This is a genomic window from Azotobacter vinelandii CA, from assembly GCF_000380335.1.
Taxonomy (GTDB): Bacteria; Pseudomonadota; Gammaproteobacteria; order Pseudomonadales; family Pseudomonadaceae; genus Azotobacter; species Azotobacter vinelandii.
This window is the reverse complement of the sequence record NC_021149.1, coordinates 2734461-2750171: the sequence shown is the minus strand read 5'-3', so window position 1 is coordinate 2750171 and position 15711 is coordinate 2734461. Positions and strand designations below refer to the sequence as shown.

Annotated in this window: 12 protein-coding genes; 7 read left to right on the top strand and 5 right to left on the bottom strand. The window is 69.4% G+C overall.

Annotation, left to right across the window (positions count from 1 at the left end):
• The first annotated feature begins 359 nt into the window (after nucleotides 1-359).
• Nucleotides 360-2021, top strand: coding sequence for a cyclic peptide export ABC transporter (locus AVCA_RS12235; protein WP_012701247.1), 1662 nt, complete (start codon nucleotides 360-362; stop codon nucleotides 2019-2021).
• 216 nt (nucleotides 2022-2237) lie between these two features.
• Here AVCA_RS12235 and AVCA_RS12230 read toward each other — a convergent pair whose 3' ends face one another.
• The 5 genes from AVCA_RS12230 to AVCA_RS12210 all read right to left on the bottom strand — a co-directional run bounded on the left by AVCA_RS12230 (nucleotide 2238) and on the right by AVCA_RS12210 (nucleotide 6046).
• Entirely contained in the window at nucleotides 2238-2729 is a 492-nt protein-coding gene (locus tag AVCA_RS12230; protein ID WP_012701246.1) for a hypothetical protein, read from the bottom strand.
• A 7-nt stretch (nucleotides 2730-2736) separates the two neighbouring features.
• Entirely contained in the window at nucleotides 2737-3093 is a 357-nt protein-coding gene (locus tag AVCA_RS12225; protein ID WP_012701245.1) for a DUF6152 family protein, read from the bottom strand.
• A 118-nt stretch (nucleotides 3094-3211) separates the two neighbouring features.
• Nucleotides 3212-3964 (bottom strand): PP2C family protein-serine/threonine phosphatase, encoded by a 753-nt coding sequence (locus tag AVCA_RS12220; protein ID WP_041807209.1) that lies wholly within the window; start codon nucleotides 3962-3964, stop codon nucleotides 3212-3214.
• Nucleotides 3964-5661 carry a type VI secretion system-associated FHA domain protein TagH gene (tagH, locus tag AVCA_RS12215; RefSeq protein ID WP_012701243.1) on the bottom strand — a complete coding sequence of 566 codons (1698 nt, stop codon included), beginning with the start codon at nucleotides 5659-5661 and terminating at the stop codon, nucleotides 3964-3966. Before tagH ends, AVCA_RS12220 begins: the two co-directional genes overlap by 1 nt.
• Before the next feature lie 37 nt (nucleotides 5662-5698).
• Entirely contained in the window at nucleotides 5699-6046 is a 348-nt protein-coding gene (locus tag AVCA_RS12210; RefSeq protein WP_197471077.1) for a TssQ family T6SS-associated lipoprotein, read from the bottom strand.
• Between the two features lie 359 nt (nucleotides 6047-6405).
• On the opposite strand from AVCA_RS12210, the gene tssJ reads away from it, so the two are divergent.
• The 6 genes from tssJ (at nucleotide 6406) to AVCA_RS12180 (ending at nucleotide 15709) form a co-directional block, all read left to right on the top strand.
• On the top strand, nucleotides 6406-6984 hold the full coding sequence (gene tssJ / locus AVCA_RS12205; RefSeq protein ID WP_012701241.1) for a type VI secretion system lipoprotein TssJ: 579 nt from the start codon (nucleotides 6406-6408) through the stop codon (nucleotides 6982-6984).
• 65 nt (nucleotides 6985-7049) lie between these two features.
• Nucleotides 7050-8348 (top strand): type VI secretion system baseplate subunit TssK, encoded by a 1299-nt coding sequence (gene tssK, locus AVCA_RS12200; protein WP_236616139.1) that lies wholly within the window; start codon nucleotides 7050-7052, stop codon nucleotides 8346-8348.
• Nucleotides 8345-9622 (top strand): DotU family type VI secretion system protein, encoded by a 1278-nt coding sequence (locus tag AVCA_RS12195; RefSeq protein WP_236616138.1) that lies wholly within the window; start codon nucleotides 8345-8347, stop codon nucleotides 9620-9622. The genes tssK and AVCA_RS12195 overlap by 4 nt, the downstream gene beginning before the upstream one ends.
• Nucleotides 9619-13236 carry a type VI secretion system membrane subunit TssM gene (tssM, locus tag AVCA_RS12190; protein ID WP_012701238.1) on the top strand — a complete coding sequence of 1206 codons (3618 nt, stop codon included), beginning with the start codon at nucleotides 9619-9621 and terminating at the stop codon, nucleotides 13234-13236. The genes AVCA_RS12195 and tssM overlap by 4 nt, the downstream gene beginning before the upstream one ends.
• Nucleotides 13233-13931 (top strand): type VI secretion system-associated protein TagF, encoded by a 699-nt coding sequence (gene tagF / locus AVCA_RS12185; RefSeq protein WP_012701237.1) that lies wholly within the window; start codon nucleotides 13233-13235, stop codon nucleotides 13929-13931. Before tssM ends, tagF begins: the two co-directional genes overlap by 4 nt.
• Nucleotides 13931-15709, top strand: coding sequence for a serine/threonine protein kinase (locus AVCA_RS12180; RefSeq protein WP_012701236.1), 1779 nt, complete (start codon nucleotides 13931-13933; stop codon nucleotides 15707-15709). The genes tagF and AVCA_RS12180 overlap by 1 nt, the downstream gene beginning before the upstream one ends.
• The last annotated feature ends 2 nt before the right edge of the window (nucleotides 15710-15711 follow it).

The following is a 15711-nucleotide window of genomic DNA, read 5'->3' as shown; positions in this document are numbered from 1 at the left end:
CCTTTCCAGGCTTGCCTTGTTTTGCGGTCGTGTTTCATCCGAAAAACTTCGGTTCCTGATTTCGTATGCACTGCGGAGTCGATGGGCTTCGCTTCCGTGCCTTTCATGGTCGATTGACGAATGGCGCGGAACCCGATTTAGGTGCATTCCTGCCTGCCGGTATCGCCCGATCGGCTCGCAAGGCAGCGTCCCGGCAGCGGTAGCGTTCCGATGCCTGACGCGATTGGCGTCGACACGGTGAAGGTGGAGGGGCCAGCGGCGTGACCGAACGAGCGGGGATATTTCCCTAAACGGATCGGCGGGGGATTCGTCTTGATCGGATAGAGCCTTTCCACGTGCCCCGACCGAGGTGTCCATCCGTGCTTGCCCACCTGATCAGACAGTCCCGCCGCCTGCTGACCGCCGCCACCCTGGCGAGCGTCGCCGCCGGGGTGTGCAGCGTGCTACTGCTCACCCGGATCAACGCCGCGCTGGTCGCGAGCGACCCGGCGGAGCGCACGGCCCTGGCCTGGGGGTTCGCCGTCATCGCGTTGCTGGCGATGGTCAGTCGCATGCTTTCCTCGGTATTGTTCGAGCGCCTTGGCCAGTATGCGCACGCCGAACTGCGGCGCTTTGTTTCCGCGCGGGTAATGGCCACCGATTTCCGCCGGCTGGAGGAGATCGGCGGGCCGCGGGTGCTGTCGGCCCTGTCCGAGCACTGCGCCAGGGTGGCCGACTTCTTCGTCGGCTTTCCGGCCATCCTGGTCAATGCCATCGTCGTCGTCGGCTGCCTGGTCTACATGGCCTGGCTGTCCTGGTCGATATTCTTCGTGGCCGCCGTGGTCATCGGCCTGGGCTCGCTGGGCTATCACCTGGCGCACCTGTGGGCGATCCGTCATCTCGATGCCGCTTCCCGCGAGCAGGACCGCCTGTTCGGCCATTTCCGGGCGCTGGTGGACGGGGCCAAGGAGCTGCGCCTGCACGCCTCCAAGCGGGAGCGCTTTGCCAGGGATGTGCTGGGCGCGTCGATCGAGGAGGTGCGCCGCGAGCGTACGCGCGGTTCGTCGATCTTCCTCGCCTCGTCGGCATGGGGCAACTTCCTGATCTATGCCTTCATCGGCCTGGTGCTGTTCGTGCTGGTGGGGGAGGTGCCCGAACGGGAGCGGATCATGACCGGTTTCGCGCTGGTCTTCGTCTTCATGGTGTCGCCGCTGGAGAACCTGCTGCTCGTCCTGCCGCGGGCCAACCTGGCGAAGGTTTCGGCGCAGCGCATCGACGAGATCACCCGGGAGCTGCAGCCGGGCGGGGCCGAGGCGCCGACGCGGTCGCCGGCCGCCTTCGCGAGCCTGAGCCTGGAGGGCGTGAGCCATCGTTACTACCACGAGGCAGCCGACGAAGTGTTCACCCTGGGGCCGGTCGACCTGGATTTCTCCCCCGGGCAGATCAGTTTCCTGGTGGGCGGCAACGGCAGCGGCAAGACCACTCTGGCCAAGCTGCTGGTGGGCCTTTACCGGCCGGAGGAGGGGGCGATCCGAATCGACGGCGAAGCGGTGGAGGAGGCGGGCCTCGACGGTTATCGCCAGCTCTTTTCGGCCATCTTCTCGGACTTTCACCTGTTCGACCGCCTGCTGGACGTGCCCTCGGCCGACCTGGATGCCCGGGGCAACGTCCTGCTCGCCAAGCTCCATCTGCAGCACAAGGTGCAGGTACGCGACGGCGCCTTCACCACGCGCGCGCTCTCGCAGGGCCAGCGCAAGCGCCTGGCGCTGGTCGTAGCCTACCTCGAGGACCGTCCCTTCCTGGTCTTCGACGAGTGGGCGGCCGACCAGGACCCGCTGTTCAAGGAGGTGTTCTACTGCGAGCTGCTTCCCGAACTGAAGGCCATGGGCAAGGCCGTGCTGGTGATTTCCCATGACGACCGCTACTTCCACCTCGCCGACCGGGTGATCCGTATGGAGAACGGCCAGGTGGTGGCGATTGAGAAGCCGGATCGGCATCCCCTGGCGGAACCGCGGTCGCTCGAATCCAGCCTTCCGTCATGAGGTGCAGCCGGCACGACGGCAATGTAGCCGTGCCGCCCATCCTGCTGCCGGCGATCCGCTCGGGGGCGGTGCTATACCGCTCTCCGCCCTGGGCGTGGCTCCGGCCGCGCTGCGTCTGGAACGTGTCCGCGCGTCCGCCGGAGCGGCGCCTGTCCCGATGCGCCCCGGACCCGCGTCCCGGCGGAGGGCCGGGGCGACCGTTCTGCGGCGGTCGCTTCAGACATAGGCCAGCAAACGTCCGGCGGTCATCACCGCCAGCCAGATCGACAGTGATGCGGCCGCCTGCAGGCGGCCGGACAGTGGCGCCCGTTCGTCCCACGACGCCAGGGCGCCGCCGTGGCGCCGGCGGAACAGCCAGGCATTGCCGAGTCCCGCCAGGATCAGCAGCAGCTTGATCCGCATCAGCCCGTTGCCGAGCAGGGCCGTGGCGTCGGCCGCGAACAGGCAGAAACCGCTGACGGCCTGCAGCAGCAGTCCGCCGACGGCAAGGCCCGTCAGGTAGCGGGAAAGCGGCGGCAGGGGCAGCCCGCGGGCTAGGCCGAGCAGGCGCAGGTCGAGCAGCGTCATCGCGCCGAGCAGGAGTACCAGGCCGAGCAGATGCAGCAGGTTGACGCCCGGATAGAGCCAGGCCGAGCCGCGCATCAGTTCGCCGAGCGGCGACTGCTCCAGCCGCGCGGCCCAGAACAGGGGAGAGGCGGAGTCCTGCATCGGTGTCTCAGCGCAGTTCCACGGTGCGTCCGTCCAGGGTGATCCGCTCGGCGCGGATCTCCGGCGTGCCGTCCTTGCGCGGATAGCCGACCAGCTTCACCACCTTGCCCTCGCTCAGGTCGTCCTCCGACAGGCCGCGGGCCTCCAGGCGCGAGACGGGAGCCAGCACCACGTTCCACTCCCGGCCCTGGTAGTCGATCCTGGCTTCGGCGTGGGGATTGCGGTACTGCACCTGCTTCAAGGGCGCCTCGATGACCAGCGTCTGGCTGGCCTCGTAGGAACTCCAGCCATGGTGCGCCAGCGCCGCCGTGGCGACGAGCGCCAGGGCGAAACCGGAAAGCGGCGAAGCGATTTTCCTCGGCATGACGGCCTCCTTCGCGGACGGTTGCCGCGGGGGTGAAGTGTCGGTCTCCCTACTGGTTTTAGACCCTGTTCGCGATCTTTTCTTTGCCCGGGACTTCCGGTCCGATGCCGGGGCGCCTTCACTGGCGTACGGCGGCCAGGGTGATCGACTGTGGGTCCCCGACCCAGATGGCGATCGCCGAATAGTTGTCCTGCATGCCGCGGCAGCCGACCTTGTGCGAAAGCAGCGCGATCCAGTCCTCCACGCTCGCGGCCAGTTGCAACTGGACTTCCAGTTCGCGGTCGCTCAAGGCGTTCCAGAAGCCGTCGCTGCAGAGCAGGTAGGCGTCGCCATCCTCCAGCGACCAGGGCGCGGCCGGATGCAGCGACTCCATGTCGCCCCGTCCGAGGCTGTGGACGAGCAGGTTGGGATTGACGTTCTCGTGCGGCAGGCCGGCCGCCGCCAGTTGCGCCGTCAGGCTGTGATCGCGCGTGCGCTGCACCAGTACGCCGCGGCGGAACAGATACAGCCGGCTGTCGCCGGCGTGTATCCATTGCGCCAGTCCCCGGCGGCGGTCGATGAACAGGCCGATCATGGTGGCGGCCATGCGCGAGTGTTCCGGGCTGCGCGACTGTTCGGCGAGGATCGCGGCATGGGCCGCCGCCATGCTGCCGAGCGCCAGTTGCTCCAGCCCGGCGGAGCCGTGCGTCTCGAACCGTTTCAGCGCGGCATGGATGGCCAGCCTGGCGGCATGGTAGCCGCCGCTTTCCCCGCCCACCCCGTCGCTGAGTATGAAACAGGCATCCTCGCTGCGGATGCGCATGCCGATCGCGTCTTCGTTGATGTCGCGCTTGCCCGGATGCGAGCAGTGCGCGCTGGCCAGTTTGAGCATCAGGCATTCCTGTGGCAGGCGGTTCGGCGGCATTGCTGGCGATAGAGTTCGACCTCCGCGTCGTAGGCGGCGAGGAAAGCCTGGCCGAACACCGTATGGAAGTCTTCCTCCAGCGCCGTCAGCATGGCCTGGTGCAGGTTGCGGTAGTGCGCCCAGGCCCGGCTGTCGCGGCCGCCCGGCAGCAGCCGCTCGCGCCAGTCGGGGGCGCCCAGTTGCTGCTCGACGAGGGCGGGGCTGACCTTGTGCAATAACTGCCGCAGGGCCGCGCGCATGCCGGCCAGCATGCCGATCTGGTGCGCCTGCAGGTCGTGGAAGGCGTCGTCCACGGCCTGCTCCGGCGCCATGAAGCCCGGAAACGGCGGGCCGAACATCTGTTTCAGCACCGTGTTTGCGTCGGGCAGCAGCTTGAGCGGGTTGTTTTCCCGCTCAAGGATCAGGGTCAGGTCGGCCTTGACCTCGCGCTTGATGATGGTGCGGCTGGAGAGCAGGGCCATGGTGCCGCCGAGCAGGCTGGCGAGCAGGCGCCCGGCGCAGTGCAATTGTTCGTCGCCCAGGGCATAGCTGGCTTCGAGACCGGCGCCCTCGCGGAAGGCGCCGGCGGCGTCTTTCGTGGTTTTCGCCTTGCCGTGCGCGGCCGGGTCGCCGCCCGTCGGAGCGCCGCCCGGCGGATCGTCCGGCCGCGCCGACGGGCCGGCGCCGGTCGCCGGCGGCCCTTCCCGGCGTGGCCCGACGCGGGGCGCCTGGAAGTGGCCGTTCAGTTCCGCCACGCGATTCGCCTGCGGCGCGACGACGGGCCCTGTCGGGCGGATATCGAGCGGGATGGCGGGCGGCCCGGCCAGGGCGCTGGGACTGTCGTCGAAAAGCGCGTCCGGGTCCTCGCCGGGAGTGGCATCGAACAGCGCCAGGGGATCGACGGGAATCCTGTTCAGGGCGGCCAGCGTATCTTCGGTCGCAACCGTCGTTTCGGCCTGCCCGGAAGCCAGGGGGGCCTGGATTTCGTCGGCGGGGCTCAGGCTTTCGGGCGCGGGATGCCGGGCGAACTCCGCGATCAGGTTTTCCCAGAAGGCTTCCGGGACGGCTGCGCTGGCGGGCACCTCGTCGCGCTCGGGCTGGGCCTCGGGCTGGCCGGCAGGCGCCGCCTCGCCATCGGCGCGGCCTGCCGGCGCGGCGTCCATCCCGCTGGCCGGCGCCTCCTCGGCGAGCGCCGCGCGCTCGGGCGGCGACGGGGCTGCCGAGGTATCGCCGGCCGGTTCCCGCGGCGCCGGCGTTTCGCTCATGGGCGCGCCCGGGGGCGAATCCGCGCCGGGCGGGGACAGCGCCGTCTCGGCCTCGGCGAACGCCGCCATCGGCTCGGCCGGCGGCGGAGCGAGCGCTGGCTGTGCGGGGGCGGCCGTTTCCGCGCGCAGCAGGTAGGCGCCGATACGCACGATGTCGCCGGCGCACAGGGGATGTTCCTCCTGCTGCGCCAGCGGTTTTTCGTTGATTTCGATCGGGCAGACGGGGCTGAGGTTTTTCAGTTGCGCGCCGGCCTCGCCCACCTGCAGCACGGCCTGCAGCCTGGAGATCTGTCGTGTGTCGTCGGGCAGTACCAGATGGTTGTCGGCGCCTCGCCCGATGGTGCCGCCGGGGGCGCTGAACAACATGCTCAGTGGCGGGCTGGGCGCCTCTCCACCGTATTCGAGTACGGTCAATCGCATGCGGGGCTCCTGTGCATATGCGTGCCACACACCGGGATCACTTGGAGTCGCGCAGCTTGCGCGCCGACTCGAAAATCGGTCCCCAGAGCGGGTGATGTCTCTCCGCTTCGGAAAGCTGGAAGGCGGGGTCGATGGCGAGGAGCTTCGAGAATTCGTCGTGGCAATACGCCTTCTTGCCGTTGAGGCAATAGCTGAACGCCAGCAACTTGTGGGCCTCGGCCTGGGTTTCCGGGTCGGCCTGGGCGATTTCCTTGGTGCTGCTCAACAACTCGATCGTCTCTTTGAAGTTGCCGGCCTCGTACTGCCGGCTGCCTTCGTCGACGGCCGTCCGGGCCGCCTGCTGGGCCGGGGAAATCACGGGAGCGACTATCGCGGGAGTTTCCACCTTCTGGCTCTGGCAAGCGCCGAGCGTCCATAAAGTTTGCACGAGCAATATATAAGGGATCGGCTTCGCTTTCATTGGCCACGGCCCGAAGTAGAGTGGAAATCCGCAAGGGACAGGTTGGAACTAATAAAAGTTCCATCGATTTCTGAAGGCATTATCTTGGCGTCCACTGCTGCCTGTCGAATTGGGTATTAAATTTTCATCCCCTCCGGATGAAGATTTCATGATGGTGCGTGTGGCTTTGCGTAAATAGGCCAGGAATGTTTGTTCGGTATTAAAAATGTCACGAAGCGCGCTTAGGCTCGAATATCGATCAGGGATTGCTTTATTCACGCGCTTACAATTCGATGGAAACTTGAATGTTGCTTGTGTTGCGTGATTTCGTTTTGCCATCCGTCACGGGAAAGTTCGGATTCCTGCCGATCGGAGCGCCCGTTCCGGCGCTCCTGCTGGTTTCCGGCCTGCTGTCCGGGTGCGGCTCGACGCCGCCTCCGCTGGCCCCGGCGATACCCTATCAACTGAAGCTGAATGCCGGCGGAAATATCAATCCCGATATTCTCGGGCGACCGTCGCCGATTGTGGTGAGAGTGTTCGAGTTGCGTTCGGGCGGTGCCTTCGAATCGAGCGACTTCTTCAGTCTGCAGGATAAGCCGGAACTTGTCCTGGGCCGGGAGTTGATAGGCGTGGAGCAGGTGACCCTGTATCCCGGAGAGGTGAGATATGTGACGGGAGCCGGCAGTCCGGATGCGCGGAATATCGGCATCCTGGCCGAATACCGGGAGTTGGATGCCAAGCGCTGGCGACGCCTGATCGGCTTGCCATTGCCCCGACAGTCGAACTCCTGGTTTTTCTGGCGAAGTTCGCCGGATCGATTGAGCCTGTCCGTGGATATCAATAACGATGGTGTCGATTTCTTGCCGGTTGCACATAAACAATGAAATTCCATAGTCCGATTTCCACGATTCCCGCTGTATTGCGCCAACGTGTGGTGTGGAGCGAGGGCATGTTTCTCCGGCCCCAGCATTTCCAGCAGTTGGAGCGTTATCTCGAGCATTACGTGCAGGCGCGTTGCCTGCCCACGCAGGGATTCCACTGGGGCTGGCAGCAACTGGAAGTCGATCGCCAGGCGCTGGCGCTGGGCAAGGTCGCCCTGCTCGGCGGGAGCGGAACGATGCCGGACGGCACGCCCTTCGCCTTCGGCGGCGACGATGCGCCGGCGGCGCTGGAGATTCCCGCCGACCTCAAGAACCAGACCCTGGTGCTGGCGCTGCCGCTGTGGCGCGCCGGGGCCAGCGAGACGGGCTGGAGCCGGGACGGCGAGCCGGCCTGGAGCCGCTACCGGGTGACGGATTTCGAGGTCCCGGATGCCAACAGCGAGCCGTTCGGTCCCGCGCTCCTGCAGGTGGGACGGCTCGATCTGCGCCTGATGACGGAAGCGGCCCTGAACGGCGACTGGCAGTCGCTCGGCCTGGTCCGCGTGCTGGAGCGGCGCAACGACGGCCAGGTGCTGCTGGACGAGGAGTACATCCCGCCGCTGCTCTCGGCCACGCGCCACCCGGTGCTGCGCGGCTGCCTGGACGAACTGCACGGCCTGCTGCGGCAGCGCGGCGAGGCGCTGGCCGAACGCCTCGCCCAGCCGGGACGCGGCGGCGTGGCCGAAGTGGGCGACTTCCTGCTGCTGGCGCTGGTCAACCGCTACACGGCCGTGACCTGGCGCGCGCGCCAGGCGGCCTGCGTGCATCCCTCGCGACTGTTCGACGAGTGGCTCGAACTGGCCAGCGAACTGGCGACCCACACCCACGAGCGGCGCCGCCCCCAGGTGTTTCCCGAGTACCGCCACGACGCGCTGCGGGACAGCTTCGCGCCGCTGATGGCGGAGCTGCGCCGCGCCCTGTCCAGCGTGCTGGAGCAGCACGCCATCGCGATTGCCCTGCAGGAGCGCGGCAGCGGCGTGTGCGTGGCGCAGATCCCGTCGCTGGAACTGATCCGCGAGGCCGGCTTCGTGCTGGCGGTACATGCCGACGTGCCCGCCGAAACCCTGCGCGCGCGCTTTCCGGCGCAGCTCAAGCTGGGCGCGGTGGAGCGCATCCGCGACCTGGTTTCGCTGCAACTGCCGGGCATCGGTGTGCGCCTGTTGCCGGTGGCGCCGCGGCAACTGCCTTACCACGCCGGCCACAGCTATTTCGAGCTGGAGAAGGGCAGCGAATTCTGGAAGCAACTGGAGAAGTCGGGAAGCCTGGCGCTGCACGTGGCCGGCGAGTTTCCCGGTTTGAAGATGGAATTCTGGGCGATACGCGAATGAACCTGCACGCCGATACCTTCTTCGATCCTCTGAAGCCTTCGGCCAGCCCGGCGCCGGAGCGGGGCGACGACGGCCAGGAGCAGTCCGCCACCCCGGCGCAGCCCATCGTCAGCGGCGGCAACCCGCTGGTGGCCGCGGCCAATCCGCTGCTCAATCTGGTGCCGCAGATCGGCGGCACCCCGCAGCATCCCGACCCGCCGCAACTGCGTGAGCGACTGCTCGACGAAATCCGCCAGTTCGAGGTGCGCGCGCGCGCCGCCGGCGTGCCGGCGGAGACCGTGATGGGCGCGCGCTACTGCCTGTGCACCACCCTGGACGAGGCCGCCACCCTGACCCCCTGGGGCGGCGGTGGGGTCTGGTCGGCGCACAGCCTGCTGGTCAGCTTCCACAACGAGACCTGGGGCGGCGAGAAGTTCTTCCAGTTGCTGGCGCGGCTGTCCCAGGCCCCGCAGGAGCACATCGATCTGCTGGAGCTGCAGTATTTCTGCTTGATGCTCGGCTTCGAGGGCCGCTACCGGGTGCTGGACCAGGGCCGCTCGCAGCTCGAAGCGCTCAAGCAGCGCCTGCTGCAGTTGATCCGCAAGGTCCGCGGCGAATATCCGGCCGCGCTTTCACCGCACTGGCACGATCCGGTCGCGGCGCCGCCCAGGGTGCGCCGCAGCCTGCCGGTCTGGGTCGGCGCCGCGCTCGCCGCCCTGCTGTGCCTGGGCCTGTTCGCCACCTTCCAGTGGCTGCTGGCCGGCCGTTCGGACGCGGCCTTCGCCGCCATCGACCAGTTGCGCCTGCCGCGCGTGCTCGCCGTCGCGCCGACGCCCGCGGCCCCCGAGCCGCGCCTGGCGAAACTGCTGGAGGCGGAGATCCGCGACGGCCTGGTGCGGGTGAGCGACGAGGTCGACCGCAGCCTGGTCGTGCTGCGCGGCGACGGCCTGTTCGATTCCGGCGCGGCGCAGGTGATCGAGCGCTTCCAGCCCCTGCTGGCGCGCATCGGCGACGCCCTGAACACCACCCGCGGCAGCGTGCTGGTGATGGGCTACACGGACAACGTGCCGATCCGCGGCCTGCGCTACGCCTCCAACTGGGAGCTGTCCCAGGCCCGCGCCGATACCGTCAAGGCGCAGTTGCAGGCGCGTCTCTCCGACCCCGGACGGGTGCGCGCCGAAGGGCGGGGCGCCGCCGACCCGGTGGCGCCCAACGACAGCCCGGCCAATCGCGCACGCAACCGGCGGGTGGAAATCACCCTGCTGGTGCCCCCCGGAACGGAGGCACGGCCATGAATCGCCTGCTGGACTTCCTGGCGCGCGCGCTCGGCCTGATCCTCGGCCGGCAGTTGTGGGTCCTGCTGGGGCTGGCGGCGCTCGTCGCGCTGATCTGGCTGGTCGGGCCGCTGATCGCCATCGACGGCTACCGGCCGCTGCAGAGCGACCGGCTACGCCTGGGACTGATCGCGGCGATGCTGATGGCCTGGCTGATGCGCGTGCTGTATCGCACCTGGCGCTCGGCGAACCTGAACGCGCAACTGCTCAACCGGGTGCGCGAGCCGGCGGAGGGCGCCGCGACGACGGCCGATCCGCACCTGGAGGAATTGCGCAGCCGCTTCGGCGAGGCCGCGGAACGGCTCAAGGGCGCCCGCTTCGCCGCGCAGGGCGGCAGCGGCTGGGGGCGCTGGCTGGAGCGCATCTCGCGGCAATACCTGTATCAACTGCCCTGGTACCTGTTCATCGGCGCGCCGGGATCGGGCAAGACCACGGCCCTGGTCAACTCCGGGCTGGATTTCCCGCTCGCCGACCAGTTCGGCAAGGCCGCGATCCGTGGCGTCGGCGGCACCCGCAATTGCGACTGGTGGTTCACCAACGAGGCGGTGTTGATCGACACCGCCGGTCGCTACACCCTGCAGGAAAGCCATCGCGAGCAGGACCAGAAGGAATGGCTGGGCTTCGTCGAGCTGTTGAAGAAGTACCGCGCGCGCCAGCCGATCAACGGCGTGATGCTCACCGTCAGCACCGCCGACCTGCTCAGCAGCGACGAACAGGAGCGCACGCAGCACGCCGTCCGACTGCGCCAGCGGCTGCAGGAGCTGCGCGCCCAACTGGGCATCCAGTTCCCGGTCTATGTGCTGGTGACCAAGATCGACCTGCTGTCCGGGTTCACCGAATATTTCGCCCGCTTCGGCCGCGAGGAGCGCAGTCAGGTCTGGGGCATGACCTTCCCGCTGGAGGCGGTGCGCGCGCCGGACTTCGACCTGCGGCGGGCCTTCGCCGACGAGTACCGGCTGCTGCTGGAGCGCCTGTACGCCGGTCTGCCCGAGCGCCTGCAGGGCGAGCAGGACCCTCTCCAGCGCGAGCTGGCCTACCTGCTGCCCCAGGAGTTCGCCGGGCTGCAGGCGGTGCTGGAGCGCTTCCTGGAGCAGGTGTTCGTCGAGTCCCGCTTCGAGGCCAATGCGCTGCCGCGCGGCGTGTATTTCACCAGCGGCACCCAGGAAGGCACGGTGTTCGACCGGGTGATGGGCGGCATCAAGCGCCTGCTGCAGCTCGGCGGCGGCGCGCATCTGCCACAGGTCGGCGAGCCGGGGCGGAGTTTCTTCCTGCGCCGGCTGATGCAGGAAGTGATCTTCCAGGAAGCCGCCCTGGCCGGGCGCAACGAGCGCTGGCAGCGCCGCCAGGCCTGGCTGCGTCGCGCCGGCCACGCGCTGGTGGGCGTCGGCGTGCTGGCGCTGGGACTGGCCTGGTTCAACAGCTATCGCCACAACCTGCGCCATGTCGAGGAGGTGCTGGCCAGGGTGCCGGCGGTGGCGGAGCGGATCGCCGGGATCAAGGTGGACGACCGGGCGCCGGTCGGCGCCCTGATGCCGGTGCTCGACCAACTGGCTTCGCTGCACGCCAGCAGCCGCTTCGACGTCGACGACCCGCCGCTGGATCACCGTTTCGGCCTGTTCCAGGGCGACAAGCTGCGCGCCGCGGCCGACGGCGCCTATGCCCGCGCGCTGGAGGACGTGCTGCTGCCGCACCTGGCGCGCCGCCTGGAGGACGGCCTGCGCCAGGCGCGGCCCGACGATGTGGAGTACGCCTACGGCGCGCTGAAGGCCTACCTGATGCTGTACGAGGCGCAGCATTACGACGCCGATTACCTGCAGGCCTGGCTGTCGTTCGACATCGAGCGCGGCCTGGACGGGCGGCTCGCCAACGACCGGCGGGAGGCGCTGCGCCAGCATCTGGCGCGGCTGCTGGGCGGTCGCGCGGTCAGCTCGCCCTATGCCCGCGACGACGCGCTGGTCGCCCAGGTCCGCGGTCGCCTGCTCGGGCATGGCTTCGGCGAGCGCAGCTACGGCAGCCTGAAGCGCGCGCTGCGCCACGACGAACGCCTGACGGATTTCAACGTGGCCGAAGTCGTCGGCCCGCAGGCCACCCTGGTGTTCCTGCGGGTCAGCGGCGCCAGCCTGGGCAACGGCGGCGTGCCGGGACTCTTCACCTATCGCGGTTACTGGGAAGTGTTCGCCCCGCGCATCGAAGACGACCTCGTCGCCCGTTCCCGCGAGGAGAGCTGGGTGCTGGGCCTGCCGGAGCTGGAACGCATCGATCCGCAGACCCTGGCCAAGTGGGTCCGCGAGGTCAAGCGGCTGTATTTCGACGACTACATCCGCGAATGGGAAGGCTACCTGGCCGACCTGCGCCTGCGCAGCGGCGCCGACCTGGCGCAGAACATCCAGATCGCCCGCGCCCTGTCGGCGGCCGACTCGCCGCTGGTGAAACTGATGAGTGCCGCAGCGCAGGAGACCACCCTGCTGCGCGCGGGCGAAGACGACCGGCGTCCGGCGGCCGAGCAGGCCAGGGACCGGGTCGGCGCCGCGCGCGAGGCGCTGGAAAGCCTGTTCGGCCGGCCCGAATCGAGCGCGGACCCACGCCCGTCCGCCACCGAGCGTCCCGAACGGGTGGTGGACGAGCGCTTCGCCGCGCTGCGTCACTTCACCCGGCCCGGCGAGAAGGGCGAGCCGGCGCCGATCCAGAGCGTGCGCGACACCCTGAACGAGCTGTACATCCATCTGATCGCCACCGACACGGCCCTGCGCGACGGCCAGACGCCGCCCGGTGACGGGGTGCTGAACAAGGTCCGCGCGGACGCCGGCCGGTTGCCGCTGCCGTTTCGCAACATGCTCAACGAACTCGCCCGGGTATCCGACGGCAACGTCAGCCGCGTGGTGCACCGGCAGCTCGGCCAGAACGTCGCGGCGAACGTCGGCGACTTCTGCCGGCAGGCGGTCGACGGCCGCTATCCGCTGGCGCACGGCTCGGCGCGCGACATCAGCCCGAACGATTTCGCGCAGCTCTTCGCGCCGGCCGGGCTGATGGACGAGTTCTTCCAGAAAAACCTCGCCGGCCTGGTGGATACCTCGGTGCGGCCCTGGCGCTTCAAGGGCGAGGCCGGCGGCCGGGCCGCCTACCTGCAATCCTTCGAGCGCGCGGCGGTGATCCGCGACGTGTATTTCGCCGGCGGCGGGCGCACCCCGTCGATCCGCATCGAACTCAAGCCGCTGCGCATGGACGCCGGCATCGCGCAGATCCTCTTCGATATCGATGGCCAGACCCTGCGCTACGCCCACGGGCCGCAGGTACCGGTCCAGGTCCAGTGGCCCGGTCCGGGCGGCGGCAACCGGGTGCGGCTGGAGGCCAGCGGGCCGGACGGTACCAGCAAGGTCCTGCTCAGCGAAGGACCCTGGGCGCTGCACCGGCTGTTCGACCGGGCCGCCCTGGCGCCCGGCGGGGCGCCGGAGCAGATGATCGCCACCTTCGACATCGGTGGCGCCAAGGCGGTGTTTCAGGTGACCGCCGGCGGCGTGCGCAACCCTTTCCGGCTGGCGCAACTGGAATCCTTCTCCTGTCCGAGGCGCTCATGAGCATGGTGGCCCCCATCTTCCAGGCTGAAACCGCCGTGGGCTGGTACGGCAAGATCCCGGCGGCCGGCGACTTCGTGATGCGCCAGTTGCCTTATCCGCTGCTGCGCGCCTGGGAGCGCTGGATGCAGAGTGGCCTGAACGCCCTGCGCCAACAGGGCGCGCAGATGCTGTCGCAACACTACGCCGTGGCGCCGGCCTGGAATTTCCTGCTGCCGGCCGGACTGGGCTGCGACGCCGTGCAACTGGGCTGCCTCGCGCCGAGCCACGACCGGGTCGGTCGCCACTACCCGCTGGCGGCGATCCTCGGCGTACCGCCGGCGGAGTTCGACAACGCCCTGCTGGAAGGGGCGGCGCCGTTCTACCGCCAGGTCGGCGAGGCCATTCTCGGCGCCGTGCGCCAGGGACTTTCGGTCGAGCAACTGAGCGACCGGCTGGCCGCCGTGCCGGGCGACTGGCGGGGGCGGCCGCCGCGTGGCGGTGCCGGCGACATCCTCGCCGTGCTGGAGCCCGGAGCCGGCGACCAGGGCCTGGCCTGGCCGGAACTGTCGCTGTCCTTCGACGCCCGCGGCGCGACCGGTTTCTGGTGGACCCACCAGGGCGACGGCGCGCCCCTGCAGACCCACACCCACAACGGCGAACCGGACGATGCGCTGTTCGCCCGCCTGTTCGGTCCTCAACGGGGGGACGTATCGTGATGACCCATTCGCTGCACACGAATCCCGCGCAGATGGTCGCCGCCCAGCCGCTGCCGGCGGGCCACCGCATGGGCGAGCTGGAGATCACCGGCGTGCTCGGCATCGGCGGCTTCGGCATCGTCTACCGCGCCTTCGACCACGCCCTGCAGCGGGTGGTGGCCGTCAAGGAATACATGCCGGCCATGCTGGCGGTGCGCGGCAGCGACCTGACCGTGTCGCTGCGCGGCGAGCGCTACTCCGCCACCTTCCAGGCGGGGCAGGCCGGTTTCATCAACGAGGCGCGGCTGCTGGCGCAGTTCGACCATCCCTGCCTGATCAAGGTCCTGCGCTTCTGGGAAGAGCACGGCACCGCCTACATGGCCACGCCCTTCTACGAGGGCCAGACCCTGGAACAGCGCCTGGCCGGCGGCCGGGCGCTGGCCGAGGGCGAGATCCTGCGGCTGCTGGCGGAGCTGCTGGGCGCGCTGGAAACCCTGCACCGGGCGCAGTGCTTCCATCGCGACATCGCCCTGGACAATATCCTGATCCAGCCCGACGGGCGGCCGGTGCTGCTGGACTTCGGCGCGGCGCGCAAGCTGATCGGCGACCTGATGGACGACAGCACCATCATGCTCAAGCCCGGCTACGCGCCCATCGAGCAGTACACCGACGACCCTTCGCTGCGCCAGGGGCCCTGGACCGATATCTACGCCCTCGGCGCGGTGATCCACGTGCTGGTCAGCGGCGAGCTGCCGCCGGCCGCCGTGGTGCGCAGCATCCAGGACAACTACCTGCCGCTGGCCGGCCGCGCCCTCGGCTACGGCCAGGCCCTGCTGCAAGCGGTCGATGGCGCCCTGCAACTGAGCATCAAGGATCGCCCCCAGAACGTGGCCGCGTTCGCCGCGCTGCTGGGCCTGCAGGCGGTCTCGCCGGGGCAGTACCGCCTGCCCGATTCCCCCCTGCCGGCCGTCCCGCCGCCGCCTCCGGGCGGAGCGGAGATCCAGCCGCCGGCGCCCGCGACGCCGCCGCCAATGGCGCAGGAGCCCGCGCCGAGCGCGCCGGCCGAGCCGCCGCCGGCGGAACGGGCGCCGCGCGGCGGGTTTTCGCCGCGCCTGCCGGTCTTGGGCGTGGGCTTGCTGGCGATCGGCGGCATCGCCTTCGCCCTGCTGCGCCCGGACGGCGAGACGCAGCCGGAGCCGAACGCGCAGCCGCAGCCCGCCGTCGCCGCCGCACCGGCCGGGGAAGGGGAGCCCGCCGCGGAGCCCCATCGCCGACTCCCGACGCGGCAGGATGAGGTCGCCGAGGCCGGGGCCGCCGAGGAGAGGGAGAGGGCCGCCGAGGAATGGGCGCGGACGCCGTTCGCCGAGCGCGAAGCGCCGCCGGCCGAGCCGCCCGTGGCCGCGACAGCCCCGGTCGAAGCATCCCCGGCCGGGACGCCCCCGGCCAGGGACGGCGGACCCGGCGAGGGCGCCGCCGATGCGGTTGCGCAGGCACCGGGCCTGGCGGTGGCGGACAAGCCCCGGGAAGCGGCAGCCGCGCTGAAGAAAGAAGAGAAGAAAGTCGCCAAGCCCAAGGTCAGCCCCGTTCAGGTGCAACTGCGCATCCTGCCCTGGGGCGAGGTTTATGTCGGCGGCCGCCGGCGCGGCGTGAGCCCGCCGCTGAAGACGCTGTCGCTGCCGCCGGGCGTCTACCGGATCGAGGTCCGCAACGGCGAACTGCCGCCATTCCGCACCCGGCTGGTGGTCGATCCGGAGGCCGGCGGCAAGCAGGACCTCGTCATCAGCCATCGTTTCGAATGAGG

Coding starts and splice junctions, on each gene's coding strand:
- AVCA_RS12230 (WP_012701246.1), bottom strand. CDS start 2,729: ATGCAGGACTCCGCCTCTCCCCTGTTCTGGGCCGCGCGGCTGGAGCAG.
- AVCA_RS12225 (WP_012701245.1), bottom strand. CDS start 3,093: ATGCCGAGGAAAATCGCTTCGCCGCTTTCCGGTTTCGCCCTGGCGCTC.
- AVCA_RS12220 (WP_041807209.1), bottom strand. CDS start 3,964: ATGCTCAAACTGGCCAGCGCGCACTGCTCGCATCCGGGCAAGCGCGAC.
- tagH (WP_012701243.1), bottom strand. CDS start 5,661: ATGCGATTGACCGTACTCGAATACGGTGGAGAGGCGCCCAGCCCGCCA.
- tssJ (WP_012701241.1), top strand. CDS start 6,406: ATGTTGCTTGTGTTGCGTGATTTCGTTTTGCCATCCGTCACGGGAAAG.
- tssK (WP_236616139.1), top strand. CDS start 7,050: ATGTTTCTCCGGCCCCAGCATTTCCAGCAGTTGGAGCGTTATCTCGAG.
- AVCA_RS12195 (WP_236616138.1), top strand. CDS start 8,345: ATGAACCTGCACGCCGATACCTTCTTCGATCCTCTGAAGCCTTCGGCC.
- tssM (WP_012701238.1), top strand. CDS start 9,619: ATGAATCGCCTGCTGGACTTCCTGGCGCGCGCGCTCGGCCTGATCCTC.
- tagF (WP_012701237.1), top strand. CDS start 13,233: ATGAGCATGGTGGCCCCCATCTTCCAGGCTGAAACCGCCGTGGGCTGG.
- AVCA_RS12180 (WP_012701236.1), top strand. CDS start 13,931: ATGACCCATTCGCTGCACACGAATCCCGCGCAGATGGTCGCCGCCCAG.